This is a genomic window from Cellulosimicrobium cellulans (assembly GCF_042723955.1).
In the GTDB taxonomy this organism is placed as follows: Bacteria; Actinomycetota; Actinomycetes; order Actinomycetales; family Cellulomonadaceae; genus Cellulosimicrobium; species Cellulosimicrobium cellulans_H.
In genome coordinates, this window is record NZ_JBHXIC010000035.1 from 24,614 (window position 1) to 40,903 (window position 16,290).

A 16,290-nucleotide genomic window follows, 5' to 3' on the forward strand; every position below is an offset into this window, starting at 1 on the left:
GTTGCGTGCCGCACGCGAGGGTACGCCAACCCTCCGACACGCCGGGTCGCGATGCTGTCGAGGGACCATTGTCCTCCCGGGTCGGGCCGGGGTGGCGCAGGCGCACCGCGCTCCGGACCGCATAGCCTGAGGGCGTGAGCGACGGCGGCGCACCCGGGCGGGGCCCGGACCGGTACCCGGTGGAGTGGGAGGCGGACGTCGTCCTGCGCGACGGGACGACGACGCACGTGCGCCCCATCCGCCCCGAGGACGCCGACGCGCTGCAACGATTCCACGTGGGTCAGTCCGAGCGCTCGACCTACCTGCGCTTCTTCGCCCCCATGGAGCGGCTCTCGGAGCGCGACCTGGAGCGGTTCACGCGCGTGGACCACGTCGACCGCGTCGCGCTCGTCGCGGTCCGCCCGCGCGACGGCGTGGACGTCGGGACGCCGGACGCGGAGGTGGGGGAGGCGCAGGAGGACATCATCGGCGTCGCGCGCTTCGACCGCACGGGCACGAGCGAGGCGGAGGTCGCCTTCAACATCGCCGACTCGGCGCAGGGTCGGGGGTTGGGTTCCGTGCTGCTCGAGCACGTCGCCGCGGCGGCGCGCGAGCGCGGCGTGCGACGCTTCACCGCCGAGGTCCTGCCCCAGAACGGCAAGATGCTCGCCGTCTTCCGCGAGGCCGGCTACGACGTGCGCCAGCAGATGGACGACGGGTTCGTCCAGGTGAGCGTCGACCTCGACCCCACGGAACGGTCGCGGGCCGTCATGGCCGACCGCGAGCACCGCGCGGAGGCGCGGAGCATGCAAGGGCTGCTCGGTGCGACGAGCGTCGTGCTCGTGGGACCCGGCGCACCGCCCGGCGACGGGCCGGACCACGACGGCGCACCCCTCGACCGCGTCCTCGCGCACCGCGCCCTGGCGGCGCTCGTGCGCAGCCCGGACGTGACCGTCCACGTCGTGGGCGCCGGCGCGGACGTGCCCGACGGCGGGCCGGCACCCCTCGTGCACACGACCCTCGCCGACGTCCCCGGCCCGGTCGACCTCGCGGTCGTCGCCCTGCCGCCGCCCGACGCGATCGACGCCGTCCGCCAGCTCGCGCGCCTCGACGTGCGCGGCGTCGTCGTCCTCTCCGCCGGGTTCGCCGAGACGGGGCCCGACGGGCTCGCGCTCCAGCGCGAGCTCCTGCGCGTCGCGCACACGGCGGGACTGCGCGTCGTCGGGCCCGCGAGCTACGGCCTGCTGCGCACGGGCGAGACCCGCGAGCGGCCCGCGCTCGCGGCGATGCTCGCCGAGGACCTGCCGCTGCCCGGCGTCGTGGGCCTGTTCAGCCAGTCGGCGCCCATGGCCGTCACGCTGCTCGCGACGACGGCGCGGCGCGGGCTGGGCGTGTCGTCGTTCCTCTCCGCGGGCCACCGCGCGGACGTGTCGGGCAACGACCTCATGCAGTACTGGCAGGACGACGCCGCGACGCAGGTGGTCTGCCTGTACCTCGAGTCGATCGGCAACCCGCGCAAGTTCTCGCGCATCGCGCGCCGCCTCGCGTCGGTCAAGCCCGTCGTCGTCGTCACGGCGGGGCGCTCCGGCCAGGTCGTGCCGCCGGGCCACGCCGTGCGCTCGACGCGCGCTCCCCGCCGCACGCTCGAGGAGATGCTGCGCCAGTCGGGCGTGATCCGGGCCGAGAACACGCACCACATGATCGACATCGCCCAGCTCCTCGCGCACCAGCCGCTCCCGCGCGGGCGCCGCGTCGGCATCCTCGCCAGCTCGGCGTCGCTCGCCGCGCTCGTCGCCGAGGCGTCGTCGTCGGCGGGGCTCGTCGTTGCGCGGTCGGACTTCCTGCCCGAGGACGCGTCGTCGGACGAGCTCGCCGCCACGGTCGACGCGCTCTACGCGCCCGACGCGTGCGACGTCGTCGTGGTGGTCCAGGTCCCCGTGGTGCACCCGCGCCGCGAGGACGTCTCCCACGCCGTGGCGCTCGCGGCGGCCCGGACGGGCCGGACGACCGTCGCGAGCATGCTGGGGCTCCACGGCCTCACCGACGAGCTCTCGGCCCCGGACGCGCCCGACGGCGGGGCATCCGACGCCCTCCTGCGGGTCCCCGCCTACTCCACCCCCGAGGACGCGGTCGCCGCGCTCGGCGCCGTCGTGCGCTACGCCCGCTGGCGCGAGGCGGACCACGGGACGCCCGTGCGCCCCGCGGGCGTCGACGCGGGCCGCGCCCGCGCCCTCGTCGAGGGCGCCCTGGCCGGTCGGGACGCCGTCGACCTCGACCCCGCGACGACCGCCGACCTGCTCGCGTGCTACGGCGTGCGCCTGTGGCCCGCACGCCGGGTCCGTACCGCCGACGAGGCGGTCGCGGCCGCGCGCGAGATCGGCTGGCCCGTCGCGCTCAAGAGCACGGCGGCCGGGCTGCGCCACCGCGCGGACCTCGGCGGCGTGCGCCTCGACATCGCGGACGAGACGGAGCTGCGGTCGGACATCGCGCAGATGCGCGAGGCGCTCGCGGCCGTGCTGCCGGGTGCGGCCGACCAGCCGTTCGAGGTGCAGGCGATGGCCGACGCGGGCGTCGCGTGCGTGGTCCGCTCGACGGAGGACCAGCTCTTCGGCCCCGTCGTGTCGTTCGGCCTCGCGGGCGACGCGGTCGACCTCCTGGGCGACGTCGCGTACGGGGTGCCGCCGCTCACCGACGTCGACGTCGCGGCCATGGTGCGCTCGGTGCGCGCCGCCCCGCGGCTCTTCGGCTACATGGGCACGCACGTGGTGGCGACGGCCGCGCTCGAGGACGTCCTGGCGCGGGTTTCCGTGCTCGCGGACGACCTGCCCGAGGTCCGCAGCCTCGAGCTGTACCCCGTCGTCGTCTCCGAGCGCGAGGCCGCCGTCCTCAGCGCGCGCGTCACGCTCGCGGACGCCCAGCGCGCCGACGCGCTACGCCGCGCCCTGCCCGGCTGAGGACCGGTCGCCCGTCCACAGGTGGCGGGGCGGGTGGCCGCGCCCGCTCGCCGGATGGGAGAATGCGCGGGTGCCCTCAGCAACCTCGAACGCCTGGACCGACCTGACGACCCAGCTCCACCGCGCCGGCTACTACCCGGAGCTCGTCGCGGACGTCCTCGACCTCGCGGTCGCGGGGGAGGAGATCGTCTCGCACCTCGTGCTCCCGGAGACGACGTTCGACGCGTCGGAGGTACGGCGCCACCTCACGGTGCTCGTGCTGACGCCCACGCGGCTCGTCACGGCGCACGTCGACGACCACCCGGCCGACAGCGAGAACCCGTCCGCGTCCGCCGCCGCCACGACCGAGTCGGTGCCGCTGGCCGAGGTGCGGTCCGTCTCGCTCACGCACGTCGTGGCCGAGCCGCACGAGCACCGCGCGGGCGCCGCGCCGCTCGAGGTGACGCTCGCCCTCGGCTGGGGCGCGGTGTCGCGCGTCGACCTCGAGCCCGCGGGCTGCGCGGACCCGAGCTGCGACGCCGACCACGGGCTCACGGGGCAGATCACGCCGGACGACGTCGTCGTCCGCGTGAGCGCCGAGGCGGAGGGCAGCGACGCCGTGCGCGCCGCGGTCGACTTCGCGCGCGCCCTCTCGCGCGCCACCGCGAGGCACAGCGCCCGGTGAGCGAGGCACGCACGGACGAGGCTCCTGTCACCCCGGCGCTCCCGGCGGGGTTCCTCGCGCCCGACCTCGGGCTCGGCGGCCTCGCCGCCGTGCTCCCGGGGGCCGCGGGGGCGCTCGGCGTCCGCTTCACGACCGCCACGGGCATCGGGAGCGAGGCGGCACGCTCGGCCCTCGACCTGCCGCGGGCCGAGCGCGTGTGCGTCGTCCTCGTCGACGGACTGGGGCACGTCAACCTCGCGGAGCGCGCCGGGCACGCGCCGTTCCTGCGCTCGCTCCTGCCCGACGCGCGGGCGCTCACCTCGACCTTCCCCAGCACGACGGCCGCCGCGATCGGCGCGTTCGGCACCGGCACGGCCCCCGGCCGCACCGGCATGCTCGGGTACACGCAGCGCAACCCCGCGACGGGCGGGCTCGCCAACATGGTGTCGTGGGAGGGCGCGCCGGCCCCGGCGGAGCTCCAGCGGGAGACCCCGGTGCTCGAGCGGCTCGCCGCGGCGGACGTCTCCGTGACCTCGACCGGGCCGGCCCGGTTCGCCGGGTCCGGCATGACGGTCGCCGCCCTGCGGGGCGGGTCGTACGCCGCTGCCGAAGGGCTCGGGGCGCGTGTCGACGCCGCCGTGCGGGCCCTCAAGCGTCCGGGCCTCGTCTACCTGTACTGGGGCGAGGTGGACAAGGCCGGGCACCACCACGGCAGCACGTCCTGGCAGTGGGGCGACGAGCTCGAGGCGCTCGACCGCGAGCTCGCCCGGCTCGCCCGTTCGGTCCCGCGAGGCACGCTCGTGCTCGTCACGGCGGACCACGGCATGGTCGACATCGACCCGGCGCTGCGCCGCGACGTCGCCACGGACCCGGTGCTCGCGCGGGGCGTCACGCTCGTCGGCGGCGAGCCGCGCGCGGTGCACGTCTACACCGAACCGGGGGAGACGACCGCCGTCGCGGCGCGCTGGCGCGACGTCCTGGGCGACGACGCGCTCGTCCTGGTGCGCGAGGAGGTGCTCGCGCGCGGCCTGCTCGGGCCCGACCCGCGCCCGGAGGCGGTCGCCGCCGCCGGCGACGTGATCGTCGCGCTGCGCGGGCAGGCGACCGTCGTCGACTCCCGCACCCAGACGCCCGCGTCGCTCGCCCTCGTCGGTGTGCACGGCTCGCTCACCGAGCGGGAGATGCGCGTCCCGCTGCTCGTCGCCGGGACCTGACCACCCGCGAGGCCAGACGCCACCCACGCCACGTCGCGGCCCGCCCGCGATCTCGCACCGACCGACCTCGCACCGACCGACCTTGCGAAGGAACGCCCGATGGCCGAGCTCGTCTTCTTCTCCGGGACCATGGACTGCGGCAAGTCCACCCTCGCCCTCCAGCTCGACCACAACCACGCCGCACGTGGCCGTCGCGGGCTGATCTTCTCCCGCAACGACCGGGCCGGGACCGACCGGCTCTCGTCCCGGCTCGGGCTCGAGGTCGTGGCGCGCGAGGTCCGGGACGACACCGACTTCTGGACGCTCGTCACGGCCGAGCCGGACCCGGTCGACTACCTCGTCTGCGACGAGGCGCAGTTCTACTCGCCGGCGCAGGTGGAACAGCTCGCGCGGCTCGTCGACGAGACGGAGATGGACGTCTTCGCGTTCGGCATCACCGCCGACTTCCGCACCCGGCTCTTCCCCGGCTCGGCCCGCCTCATCGAGCTCGCCGACCGGGTCGAGGTGCTCCAGGTCGAGTCGCTGTGCTGGTGCGGACGGCGCGCGACGCACAACGCGCGCACGGTCGACGGGCGCATGGTCGTCGAGGGCGACCAGGTCGTCGTCGGGGACGTCGGGGCAGGCTCGGGCGAGATCGGCTACGAGGTGCTGTGCCGCCGCCACCACATGCGCCGCATGACCACGGCCCTCGCGCGCCGCCAGGCGGCGTCCGACGGGCTGCCGCTCGACCTGCCGCGCTGACCCGGCGCCTGTGGCCGGGCGTGCCCGGTCGGCGCGTGGGCGCCTACTCCGGGCGCGCTCCGAACACGATCTCGTCCCAGCTCGGGACCTTCGCGCGCGAGCGGTTCTTCCCCTTGCGCGGCTCGCGCGCCGTCTGGGGGCGCGCCGCCGGTGGCGGGTCGTCCGTGTCCGCAGGGGTGGCGCCGCCGCCCGAGCGCTCGTCGCGCAGGGGACGGCCGCCCTCGCCGTCCTCCGGCTCCGCGCCCGCGTCGTCCCGTGCGTCCGAGAGCGCCGGCTCCGGCAGGCGTACCGCGTCGAGCGGACGGATCGTCGGGAGGTGGACGACGGTCGCCCCGGCCGAGGTGGCCGCGTCGTCCCGAGAGCCGTCCGGCGACCCGTCGCGGTCCGGACCGGCTCCGACCTTCGGGCCGAACCCCTCGAACGGCTCCTGCCCGTCGACCTCGACCGGCCCCGCCGGGGCCTTGCGCGGGCGCACGCCCCGGCGCTGGCTCAGGTCGTCGAGGAGCTCGGCGGTCCCGTCGTCGGCGGGCGGAGCGGCCGGGGGAGCGGCGCGGAGCCCCCGGCCGCGCCCCGTCGCATCGACGTCGAACACCGCGACGGCCCCGGGCGTCGGATCGCGCGGGGCGTCCGTCCCCGAGAGCCAGCGGGCCTCGTCGTCGAGCGCCTGGAGCGCGCGCGTCGCCGCGTCGTACTCCCAGCGGGCGGTCCGGCTGCCCGTCCCGACCTCGAACTCCGCCGTCACGACCCACGAAGCCCCGGGCTGGCGCGCGGCGCTCCACTCCACGGTGTCGGGCTCGACGTCGCGCGCCGCGAGCCGCTGCGCGACGAGATCCCCGACGGTCGGCGAGTCCTCGTCGTGCCCCTGGCGAGAGGCGCGGACCCGGTCGACGACGTACTCCTGCTCCGCGACCACCGGGCCCGCGAAGCGGCGCACGTTCTCGACGCCGAGGCCGGCGGCCTCGGCGACCGTCTCCACGGACTCCCCGGCACGCAGCCGGGCCTGGATCTCGCGCGGCGCGAGGTTGCGCTCGCCCTCCGCGCGCAGGTGCTCCAGGTGCGGGCGGTCGCGTCGCACGGCCGCCCGCAGCGACTCGGTGATCGGCAGCGTGAACTGCGTGCCGCCCGTCGCGCGCAGGACGAGGTGCTCCCCGTCCTCGTGCAGTCTCACCAGCTCCAGCTCGTCCATGGACCCTCCCGTGTCGCCGCGCCCGGTGACGCTCGCGGTGCCGCTCCAGATGGCTGCCCGGTCGCTCGTCCAGCCGCCCGGTGCCGGGCCGCGAGCCGGTCTCCCGGGCTCGGCGGACCGCGACGCCCGCGTCACCGCTCCCTCGAGGGTGCCATCGTCCCACCCGCGAGCCGCGCAGCACGCGCGGTGTGCCGCGGACTCGGCGCGGGCTCGTCCGCGCCCCGGGGGCGGGCGGCTGGGATGATGCCGGGTGTGATCCTCGACCTCGTGCCCGGCGACGCCCTCGAGCTCGGCGGCGTGTTCTTCGCGGCGCTCTCGGGCGGGCTCGCCGCGGTGCGCAAGCGGTTCGACCTCGTGGGCGTCCTCGTGCTCGCGTGGGTCGCGGGTCTTGGCGGCGGCCTGCTGCGCGACGTCCTGATCGGCGCGATCCCCCCGGTCGGGATCTCCGACTGGCGCCTCGTCGCCGTCGCGGTGCTCGCGGGCGTCGTGACCTTCTTCTGGCACCCGCGTCTCGAGCGGCTCCGGCGGAGCATCATCGTCCTCGACGCGGGCGCCCTCGCGCTCTTCGTGCTCTCCGGCACGATGAAGGGCCTCGACTACGGCGTGGGCCCGCTCGCGGCGATCTTCGCCGGCGTCATCACGGGCGTCGGGGGCGGCATCCTGCGCGACCTGCTGACCAACGAGGCGCCGCTGCTGTTCCAGGACAAGCAGCTCTACGCGATCCCGGCGCTCGCGGGGGCGGCGCTGACGGCCGGGCTCGCGGAGGCCGGCGCCCTCGGCCTGCTGTCGCAGGCGGCGGTCCTCGCGCTCGTGTTCGGCTTCCGCCTCCTCTCCCTGCGCCTCGGCTGGTCCGCGCCCGGTCCGTGGGAGGGTCGCACCGCACACCGCGGGTCGGGCAGGATGTGAGCCGTGCGCCTCTTCATCGACGACCCCCGACAGCCCGACGACGTGACCGTGGCCGACCTGCGCGACCTCGCGGAGCGGCTCGCCCGCGAGGCGGGCGACCTCGTCCGTTCCGGTCGACCCGACCGCGTCGAGGTGGCCGCCACCAAGTCGACGGCCACGGACGTCGTGACGCGCATGGACGCCGACTCCGAGGCGCTCCTGCGCCGCGGCATCGCGGCGGCACGGCCGGACGACGCCGTCCTCGGCGAGGAGGAGGGCGCCTCGTCCGGCACGTCCGGCATCACGTGGGTCATCGACCCCGTCGACGGCACGGTCAACTACCTCTACGGGATCGCGTCGTACGCGGTGTCCGTCGCCGCGGTCGTGGGTCCGCCGGACCCGCTCGAGTGGACGGTCCTCGCCGGCGCGGTGCACTCCGTCGTCGACGGGCGCACCTGGACCGCCGGCCTCGGGGCAGGCGCGACGGTGGACGGGCGCCCGGTCCGCGTGAACGCCGAGACGGACCTGGGGCAGTGCCTCGTGGGCACGGGCTTCGGGTACGACGCCGACCGCCGCCGCGCGCAGGCGCGCGTGCTGGTCGACGTGCTGCCCCAGGTCCGGGACATCCGCCGCCTCGGCTCGGCGGCGATCGACCTGTGCCTCGTCGCCTCGGGCGAGCTCGACCTCTACTACGAGCGCGGCCTCAACCCCTGGGACATGGCCGCGGGCGCCCTCGTGGCGCACGAGGCCGGAGCGCGCGTCACAGGCCTCCGGGGCCGCGCCGCGGACCGCGAGATGACCGTCGCGGGGCCGCCCGAGGCGGTCGCGCGGCTCGTCCGGATCCTCGAGGACGCGGACGCCGACACCGACGCCTGAGCGCACGCGGCGGGGCTGGGAGCGTTCCCGCGTCCCCGGTCCGGACTACCCCGTGTTCGCCCGTGACGAACGACACCGGGCGGGCGGGGCGCCACAGGGTGCATCCCTCCCGGAAATGGTGCAGAATCCGGTGGCCCGCCGGGAACAATTCCGGTGCGCCGTGCATTGATCAGCGTGCACGTGCCACGACGACCTCGGGGCACGCCACGTCACGGGGTGCCCCGCGCCCCGCACCTGTGCCGCCCGGCACGACCGGCCATCGCCGGTGGTCCCGGACGGGCACTGTCGCGATCGACGAATACTCCGGAGAGTGACCCCACAGATGGCAACAGACTACGACGCCCCCCGCAAGAGTGAAGAGGAGCTCAGCGAGGACTCGCTCCAGGAGCTCCAGGCTCGTCGCTCCGACAAGAGCTCGGGCGTCGTTGACGAGGACGAGACCGAGGCGGCGGAAGGTTTCGAGCTGCCCGGTGCCGACCTGTCCGGCGAGGAGCTCTCCGTCCGGGTCCTGCCTCGTCAGGCCGACGAGTTCACGTGCTCGAGCTGCTTCCTCGTGCACCACCGCAGCCAGCTCGCGTACGAGAAGAACGGGCAGCAGATCTGCTCGGAGTGCGCCGCCTGACCTGCACGACGCACGAAGGCCGCCGCCCCTGCCCCGGGGGGGCGGCCTTCGTCGTTCGCAGTGCTCATCTCGCGGTGCTCGTGGGGTGGGCTCGTCGAGCCCAACCCGGCGGGCCGTCCCTCAGGTCGTACCCCGTCAGGACGCGCGCGCGGCCCGGATCGCGTCCGCGAGGCGCTGCGGGTGCCGCGAGGAGACGAGCCAGTACGGCGTCGGGTCCTGCGGGTCGTCGAGCACGACGTGCACACCGGTGCGGGCCCACGCGCGCAGGCACACGTAGGCGCGGGCGTCGAGGCGCGGGCCGAGCTGGACGCGCATCGCCTCCGCGTCGAGGGTCGTGACCTGGCCCAGCAGGGACACGGGGATGTGCGCCCGCCCGGCCCGGAGCTCGCCGTCCGCCACCGCGACGACCGGCGAGGTCCACCAGAGACCCGCGACGCCCGCCACCGCGGCGAGCGCGCCCACGCCGAGCGCGATGGCGTGGCTCGCGGGCCACAGCGCGATCCCGAGGACCAGGGCGAACCCGACGGCCGCGGCCCAGCCGCCGACGCCCGGGACGAGGCGCTCGCGGTACGGCGTCGCGCCCCCGGCACCGGGTGCCCCGGCGGATCCCGGGGTCGAGGCGGGCGTGCTGCGGTCGGCGGGGTCCGTCATGGGTCCATCATCCCAGCAGTCGGGGCGTCGCCCGACGTGCTCGCCGGTCCCGCCCGCGACCACTAGGCTCTGCCGGGTGCCGAACCACCACCAGCCCGAGACCGGGGACGTCGACGTCCTCATCACGCTCCTCGACGACGTCCCCGTGCCGTCGTACGCCCACCCGGGCGACGCCGGCGCCGACCTCGTGACGACCGTCGACGTCGAGCTGGCGCCGGGGGAGCGCGTCGTCGTCCCGACCGGGGTCTCGATCGCGCTGCCCGACGGCTACGCGGCGTTCGTGCACCCGCGCTCGGGTCTCGCCGCGAAGCACGGCCTCACGGTCGTCAACGCGCCGGGCACCGTGGACGCCGGCTACCGCGGCGAGATCAAGGTGACGCTGCTCAACACCGACGCCCGCGACGCCGTGGTCCTCCGGCGGGGCGACCGCGTCGCGCAGCTCGTCGTGCAGAAGGTCGAGCGGGCGCGGTTCGTGCAGGCCGAGCGGCTGCCCGGCTCGCACCGCGGCGAGGGCGGCTTCGGGTCGAGCGGCGGGTGGGGCGCGGCGACCTGACCGGTCGTGGACGGGCGGCGGGCGCAGGAGCCGCAGCGCCCGTCGTCGCGCAGCGAACGTCGCACCACGACCGTCGCTGCGCGGGCTAGTGTGGAAGCAGTGCGGGGCGAGCGCCCCGTGAGGAGTCCCGGCCGAGGGCCGGGCAGGTGAAGGAGTTCCTCCGTGGGTCTGTTCCGTCGCTCCAGGTCGTCCGAGCCGACCGAGTCGCCCGAGCCGTCGGGCACGACGTCCGCGCCGGTCGACGACGGCGCGCCCGTCGAGGCGGCGAGCGAGGAGAAGCCCGCCCGTGGGCCGTACGACTCCTCCCAGGTCCCCGAGCGCGGGCCCCGCCTGGACCTGGGCGCCGTGTGGCTGCCGGGCGTGCCCGGGATGGAGCTGCGCATGGAGGTCGACAAGAAGACCCAGCGCATCACCGGCGTGGCGTGCGCCGTCGCCGGCTCCGGTCTCCAGGTGCAGGCGTTCGCCGCGCCCCGTACGGACGGCATCTGGGACGAGATCCGCGGGGAGATCGCCGCGTCGGTGACCAAGCAGGGCGGCACGGTCGACGACCTCCCCGGCCCGTTCGGCCGCGAGCTGCTCGCCCGCATCCCCGCGCAGACGCCGGACGGGCGTCCCGGCGTGCGGCCCGCCCGCTTCGTGGGCGTCGACGGCCCGCGCTGGTTCCTCCGCGGCGTGCTCACCGGCAAGGCGGCGGTCGACCCGGCAGAGGCCCGGCTGCTCGAGTCCGTGTTCGCCAACATCGTCGTCGTGCGCGACCAGAGCCCGCGCCCGCCTCGCGACCTCCTCGCCCTGCACCTGCCGGGCAAGGGCCCGGCCGCCGCGGCGCCGGCGCCCGCCGGCGCCCCCGAGACCCCCTCGTTCGACCCGCTGACCCGTGGGCCGGAGATCACGGAGATCCGCTGACATGGCCCCCACGCTGCGGGACGCCTGGCGCACCGCCCTCGCCTCCCAGGAGGAGGTCGCCGCCGACGAGGAGCGCTCCGAGGCGGCACGGCAGAAGGGCTGCCGAGCCGTCTCCGAGCTGCCCAACCGCCGTCGGGCCAAGATCTCCGGCGTCCTGCGGTCCGTGGTGCTGCGTCCCCGAGAGGGCGTCCCGACGGTCGAGGTCGAGCTGTTCGACGGCTCCGGCGTCGTGGACCTCGTGTGGCTCGGCCGGCGGCGCATCGCGGGGATCGAGCCCGGTCGCCGGGCCCTCGTCGAGGGCCTGGTGTGCGACGTCGACGGGCGTCGCACCATCTTCAACCCGCGCTACGAGCTCCTCGCCAAGCCGGGGGAGTGACCCACGCCCGCCGAGGCGCGGCGGTGCCGTACGATCCTGCGGACGTGCAGCGGCCGACCCGGGCCACGCGCCCGGACCGTAGCCGACCGACCCCGAGCCACCGAGGACGCCACGAGATGACGAGCAGCAGCGACGCGAGCGGCGCCCCAGCGGACGGGCGTCCGGGCCCCGGGCACGTCCCGGAGGGTCTCGCGCACGACGCGGACGTCGCGGAGACCGTCGTCGACGACGTCGCTGCGCCCGAGGACGGTCGCGCCCGCGGGGTCCGCGCGCTCGCCGGGCAGGACTTCTCCGTGGCCGACGCCATCGGGGGCGTGCGCGGGCTCGTGGAGTCGGTCGCCCCGGGCCTCGTCTTCGTCGTCGTCTACGTCGCCACGACGAACCTCCAGTGGGCGCTCGTGACCTCGGTCGCGGCGGCGCTCGTCGCGGTCGCGGCGCGGCTGATCCAGCGCACCCCCGTGACGCAGGCGTTCGGCGGCCTGCTGGGCGTCGGCATCGGCGTGATCTGGGCGTGGCGGTCGGGCGAGGCGCAGGACTACTTCGCGTGGGGCCTGTGGACGAACGCCGCCTACCTCGTCGCGCTCCTCGTCTCGGTCGTGGCCCGCTGGCCGCTCGTCGGGCTCGTGGTCGAGGGCTTCCGCAGCGGCTTCGGCGCGGGTGCGGCCTCGGGTTCGGCCGGGACGACGGCGGACCCGTCACCGGACACGGTCGACGCCGCGGACTCCTCGGCCGAGCGGCCCGCGGCGACCGCGACGCCGGCGGGCACCCCCGTCGACGCGGACGCCGCCGAGCCCGGCGCGTTCGCCCGCTGGGCCCGCACCTGGCGGTCCGACCGGGCGCTGATGCGCCGGTACACCGCCGCGACGTGGCTCTGGATCGGTCTGTTCGCCGCCCGGCTCGCGGTCCAGGTCCCGCTCTACCTCGACGGCGACGTCGGCTGGCTGGGCACGGCGCGCCTCGTCATGGGCATCCCGCTCTGGGCGCTCGTCCTGTGGCTCACGTGGATCCTCGTGCGTCGGCCCCACGCCGCGGCGGGGCCCGCACAGCCGACGGCGTAGGCCCGGCGGACGCTACGCGCCCGTCAGAGGGCGCCCTCGCCCTCCTCGGGCGCCGCGACGCCTGCCTCCGGGGCGGTCGGCTCGACGTCGTCGGGCGCACCGGCGAGGAGCCGGCCGAGGGCTCCCTCGTCCGCCTCGTCGCCCGTGACGAGCAGGAGCTCGTCCCCGGCCTCGAGCGTGTCGTCCTGGCTGGGCGCGATCGGGCGCGTGCCGCGGACGATCGCCGCGAGCACCGTGTCCGCGGGCCAGCTCACCTCGCCGACGCGGCGACCCACGAGCGGGGAGGTCGGCGGCAGGGTGACCTCGAGGATGTCCGCCCCGGACTGGTGGAACGTGAAGATGCGGACGAGGTCGCCGACGGCGACGGCCTCCTCGACCATGGCGGTCATGATGCGCGGTGTCGAGACGGCCACGTCCACGCCCCACGACTCGTCGAACATCCACTCGTTCTTCGGGTTGTTCACGCGTGCGACCGTGCGCGGCACCCCGAACTCGGTCTTGGCGAGGAGCGACACGACGAGGTTCACCTTGTCGTCGCCCGTCGCCGCGACGATGACGTCGCACTCGTCGACCTTGGCCTCGGCGAGCGTCGAGAGCTCGCACGCGTCGGCGAGCAGCCAGTCCGCCTCCGCGACCTGGGCGACCCGCATGGCTGCCGGCTGCTTGTCGATGAGCATGACCTCGTGGTCGTGGCTGAGGAGCTCGCGAGCGATCGAGCGGCCGACCGAACCCGCTCCCGCGATGACGACGCGCATCACTCGGCCTCGACCTTCGGTGCGTGGGTGAGCTTGCGTTCGACGACGGCGGCCTGCTCGTCGTCCATGAGCACGTGCAGCACGTCGTTCTCCTGGAGGACGGTGCGGTCGGTGACGAGGACACCGTCGCCGAAGCGGCTGACGAACGCCACGCGCGCGCCCGTGGCGTCCTCGATGGCGCGGACCGTGCGCCCGACCCAGTCGGGGTGGAAGTCGACCTGCGCGAGCCGCACGCGGCCGGACGGGTCGCGGTACTCGTCGGTCGCGCCGAACGGGAGCATGCGCCGCAGCACCTGGTCCGCGGTCCAACGCACGGTCGCGACCGTGGGGATGCCGAGGCGCTGGTAGATCTCGGCGCGCTGGGGGTCGTAGATGCGGGCGACGACCTTCTCCACGCCGAACGTCTCTCGCACGACGCGCGCGGAGAGGATGTTCGAGTTGTCGCCGTCGGAGACCGCGGCGAACGCGTACGCCTCCTCGATGCCGGCCTGCACGAGCGTGTCGCGGTCGAAGCCGACCCCGGTCACCTTCTTGCCCGTGAACTCGGCCGGGAGGCGCCGGAACGCGTCGGGGTTCTGGTCGACGACGGCGACCGAGTGGCCGCTCGACTCGAGCGACTGGGCGAGCGTCGCGCCGACGCGGCCGCAGCCCATGATGACGAAGTGCACGCACCGAACGCTACCGCTCGCGGGGCCGCCGGGCGCGCACCAGCGCGACCGGGCGCGGTCGGGCATAGCATGAGGCCTCGTGTCGGAGATCGCTGATGCCGCGAAGCGGCTGCTGCTCGGGCGGCCTGTCCGCAGCGAGCACCTGGGGCACACGCTGCTCCCCAAGCGTGTGGCCCTGCCCGTGTTCGCGTCCGACGCACTGTCGTCGGTCGCGTACGCCCCGGACGAGATCCTGCTGACGCTCGCTCTCGCGGGGCTCAGCGCCACGATGATCTCGCCGTGGGTGGGCCTCGCCGTCGTGGTCGTGCTGCTGACGGTCGTCGCGTCGTACCGCCAGAACGTGCGCGCCTACCCGTCGGGCGGCGGCGACTACGAGGTGGCCACGGTCAACCTGGGCCCGTCGGCGGGCGTCGGCGTCGCGTCGGCGCTCATGGTCGACTACGTGCTCACGGTCGCGGTCTCGATCTCCTCCGGCGCGCAGTACGCGGCCAGCGCGATCCCGGCGCTGCGCGACCACGAGGCGGCGTTCGCGATCGGGCTCGTCGTCGTCCTCACGCTCGTCAACCTGCGCGGGGTCAAGGAGTCGGGGACGTTCTTCGCGATCCCTGTCTACCTCTTCATGCTGGCCATCGGCACGACGGCGGTCGTCGGGTTCTTCCAGTACGTCACGGGCAACCTCGGCCCCGCGGAGAGCGCGGAGTTCGAGCTCACGGCGGAGAGCGGGTTCGACCAGGGGCTCATCGGCATCGCGGGCGCCTTCCTCGTGGCCCGGGCGTTCGCGTCCGGGTGCGCCGCCCTCACCGGCGTCGAGGCCATCAGCAACGGCGTCCCGGCGTTCCGCAAGCCCAAGTCGCGCAACGCGGCCACGACGCTCGCCCTGCTGGGCGGCATCTCGGCCGTGATGATCATGTCCATCCTCTTCCTCGCGCGCGCGACCGGCGTGCACTACGCCGAGGACCCGCACACGCAGCTCTCGCTGGACGGGGAGCCGCTGCCCGTGGACTACGTGCAGCACCCGGTGATCGGGCAGCTCGCCGAGACCGTGTTCAGCGGGGTGCCCGTGCTCTTCTACGTGGTGTCCGCGGTGACAGGACTGATCCTCGTGCTCGCGGCGAACACGGCGTTCAACGGCTTCCCGGTGCTCGGCTCGATCCTCGCGAAGGACGGCTACCTGCCACGCCAGCTCCACACGCGGGGCGACCGGCTCGCGTTCTCCAACGGCATCGTCACGCTGGCCGTCGCGGCGATCGTGCTCATCTGGGCGTTCGACGCGCAGGTCACGCGCCTCATCCAGCTCTACATCGTGGGCGTGTTCGTGTCGTTCACGCTGTCCCAGCTCGGCATGGTGCGGCACTGGACGCGGGCGCTGCGCACCGAGCACCAGCCCCGCGAGCGGTCGCGCATGCGGCGATCGCGCGTGGTCAACACGGTGGGCCTGGCGATGACTGGCACGGTGCTCGTCATCGTCCTCATCACGAAGTTCACGCACGGCGCCTGGATCGCGATCCTCGCGATGGCGCTCGTCTTCGTGCTCATGAGGTCGATCCGCAAGCACTACGACAGGGTGCGCGACGAGCTCGCGCTCGGCGACGAGGCCGCCGCGGCCCGTGCCCTGCCCAGCCGGGTGCACGCCATCGTCCTCGTGTCCAAGATCCACCGCCCGACGATGCGGGCGCTCGCCTACGCGCGGGCGTCGCGCCCGTCCGTCCTAGAGGCGGTCACCGTCGGCGTGGACTCCGAGGACGTCGAGGACCTCATGCGGCAGTGGGAGGCGCTCGACCTCCCCGTCCCGCTGCGCGTGCTGGACTCGCCGTTCCGCGAGATCACGCGCCCGGTGCTGTCGTACGTGCGCTCGGTGCGCCGCGAGTCCCCGCGCGACCTCGTGGTCGTCTACATCCCCGAGTACGTCGTCGGCCACTGGTGGGAGCAGCTCCTGCACAACCAGAGCGCGCTACGACTCAAGGGCCGCCTGCTCTTCACACCCGGCGTCGTCGTGGCCTCCGTGCCGTGGCAGCTCTCCTCGACCGAGGGGCAGACCGGCCTCGAGGGCGAGGGGTTCCGCCAGCGGTTCACGGGGTACTGACCCCCGCTACGGCCGCGAGCGTGAGGAGGGGGGCCGCGGGGGCGGTACCCCGCCCCCCCGACCCCCCCCGGGGGGGGGGGGGGGGGGCGCGGGGTCTCGGGGGGGGGGCGGGCGCCCGGCGCGGGGCGGCGGGGCCCGCCCGC

General features: G+C 75.4%; 16 protein-coding genes. 12 read left to right on the plus strand and 4 right to left on the minus strand.

Translation table 11 applies throughout. From position 1 onward, the window contains the following. Nucleotides 1-134: 134 nt before the first annotated feature. From ACFWH7_RS11440 to ACFWH7_RS11455, 4 genes are all read left to right on the plus strand, one after another. Nucleotides 135-2,933 carry a bifunctional acetate--CoA ligase family protein/GNAT family N-acetyltransferase gene (locus tag ACFWH7_RS11440; protein ID WP_378216632.1) on the plus strand — a complete coding sequence of 933 codons (2,799 nt, stop codon included), beginning with the start codon at nt 135-137 and terminating at the stop codon, nt 2,931-2,933. Nucleotides 2,934-3,003: 70 nt separating this feature from the next. Then, nucleotides 3,004-3,597, plus strand: a complete 594-nt coding sequence (locus ACFWH7_RS11445; RefSeq protein ID WP_378216634.1) for a DUF5998 family protein — start codon at nt 3,004-3,006, stop codon at nt 3,595-3,597. Beyond that, nucleotides 3,594-4,790: an alkaline phosphatase family protein gene (locus tag ACFWH7_RS11450; protein WP_378216635.1), complete on the plus strand. Its 1,197-nt coding sequence runs from the start codon at nt 3,594-3,596 to the stop codon at nt 4,788-4,790. Before ACFWH7_RS11445 ends, ACFWH7_RS11450 begins: the two co-directional genes overlap by 4 nt. A 99-nt stretch (nt 4,791-4,889) precedes the next feature. Then, nucleotides 4,890-5,531: a thymidine kinase gene (locus ACFWH7_RS11455; RefSeq protein ID WP_378216636.1), complete on the plus strand. Its 642-nt coding sequence runs from the start codon at nt 4,890-4,892 to the stop codon at nt 5,529-5,531. Between the two features lie 43 nt (nt 5,532-5,574). Here the strand turns inward: ACFWH7_RS11455 and sepH are convergent, their stop codons facing one another. Next, a complete protein-coding gene (sepH, locus tag ACFWH7_RS11460; protein WP_378216637.1) occupies nt 5,575-6,717 on the minus strand; it encodes a septation protein SepH in 1,143 nt (380 codons plus the stop codon). Between the two features lie 252 nt (nt 6,718-6,969). Between sepH and ACFWH7_RS11465 the strand changes: the two genes are divergently transcribed. From ACFWH7_RS11465 to ACFWH7_RS11475, 3 genes are all read left to right on the plus strand, one after another. Continuing rightward, entirely contained in the window at nt 6,970-7,623 is a 654-nt protein-coding gene (locus ACFWH7_RS11465) for a trimeric intracellular cation channel family protein (protein WP_378216638.1), read from the plus strand. A gap of 3 nt (nt 7,624-7,626) precedes the next feature. After that, entirely contained in the window at nt 7,627-8,478 is an 852-nt protein-coding gene (locus ACFWH7_RS11470) for an inositol monophosphatase family protein (protein WP_378216639.1), read from the plus strand. A gap of 322 nt (nt 8,479-8,800) precedes the next feature. Next, the gene (locus ACFWH7_RS11475) at nt 8,801-9,100 is read left to right on the plus strand and encodes a DUF4193 domain-containing protein (RefSeq protein ID WP_047234722.1); all 300 of its coding nucleotides are present in this window, start codon (nt 8,801-8,803) and stop codon (nt 9,098-9,100) included. A 135-nt stretch (nt 9,101-9,235) separates the two neighbouring features. Here the strand turns inward: ACFWH7_RS11475 and ACFWH7_RS11480 are convergent, their stop codons facing one another. After that, nucleotides 9,236-9,751: a DUF3093 domain-containing protein gene (locus ACFWH7_RS11480; RefSeq protein ID WP_378216640.1), complete on the minus strand. Its 516-nt coding sequence runs from the start codon at nt 9,749-9,751 to the stop codon at nt 9,236-9,238. Between the two features lie 76 nt (nt 9,752-9,827). On the opposite strand from ACFWH7_RS11480, the gene dut reads away from it, so the two are divergent. The 4 genes from dut to ACFWH7_RS11500 all read left to right on the plus strand — a co-directional run bounded on the left by dut (nt 9,828) and on the right by ACFWH7_RS11500 (nt 12,641). Beyond that, on the plus strand, nt 9,828-10,304 hold the full coding sequence (dut, locus tag ACFWH7_RS11485; RefSeq protein WP_378216641.1) for a dUTP diphosphatase: 477 nt from the start codon (nt 9,828-9,830) through the stop codon (nt 10,302-10,304). 162 nt (nt 10,305-10,466) lie between these two features. Continuing rightward, a complete protein-coding gene (locus tag ACFWH7_RS11490) occupies nt 10,467-11,207 on the plus strand; it encodes a DUF3710 domain-containing protein (RefSeq protein WP_047234724.1) in 741 nt (246 codons plus the stop codon). 1 nt (nt 11,208) lies between these two features. After that, nucleotides 11,209-11,583: an OB-fold nucleic acid binding domain-containing protein gene (locus tag ACFWH7_RS11495; protein WP_378216642.1), complete on the plus strand. Its 375-nt coding sequence runs from the start codon at nt 11,209-11,211 to the stop codon at nt 11,581-11,583. A gap of 116 nt (nt 11,584-11,699) precedes the next feature. Then, complete coding sequence (locus ACFWH7_RS11500; protein ID WP_378216643.1) at nt 11,700-12,641, plus strand: DUF3159 domain-containing protein; 942 nt, start codon at nt 11,700-11,702, stop codon at nt 12,639-12,641. Between the two features lie 23 nt (nt 12,642-12,664). Here ACFWH7_RS11500 and ACFWH7_RS11505 read toward each other — a convergent pair whose 3' ends face one another. Both ACFWH7_RS11505 and ACFWH7_RS11510 read right to left on the minus strand, forming a co-directional pair. Continuing rightward, a complete protein-coding gene (locus ACFWH7_RS11505; protein WP_378216644.1) occupies nt 12,665-13,396 on the minus strand; it encodes a potassium channel family protein in 732 nt (243 codons plus the stop codon). Beyond that, nucleotides 13,396-14,049, minus strand: coding sequence for a potassium channel family protein (locus tag ACFWH7_RS11510; protein WP_087472929.1), 654 nt, complete (start codon nt 14,047-14,049; stop codon nt 13,396-13,398). Before ACFWH7_RS11510 ends, ACFWH7_RS11505 begins: the two co-directional genes overlap by 1 nt. A 94-nt stretch (nt 14,050-14,143) precedes the next feature. On the opposite strand from ACFWH7_RS11510, the gene ACFWH7_RS11515 reads away from it, so the two are divergent. Further along, entirely contained in the window at nt 14,144-16,147 is a 2,004-nt protein-coding gene (locus ACFWH7_RS11515) for an APC family permease (protein ID WP_378216645.1), read from the plus strand. The last annotated feature ends 143 nt before the right edge of the window (nt 16,148-16,290 follow it).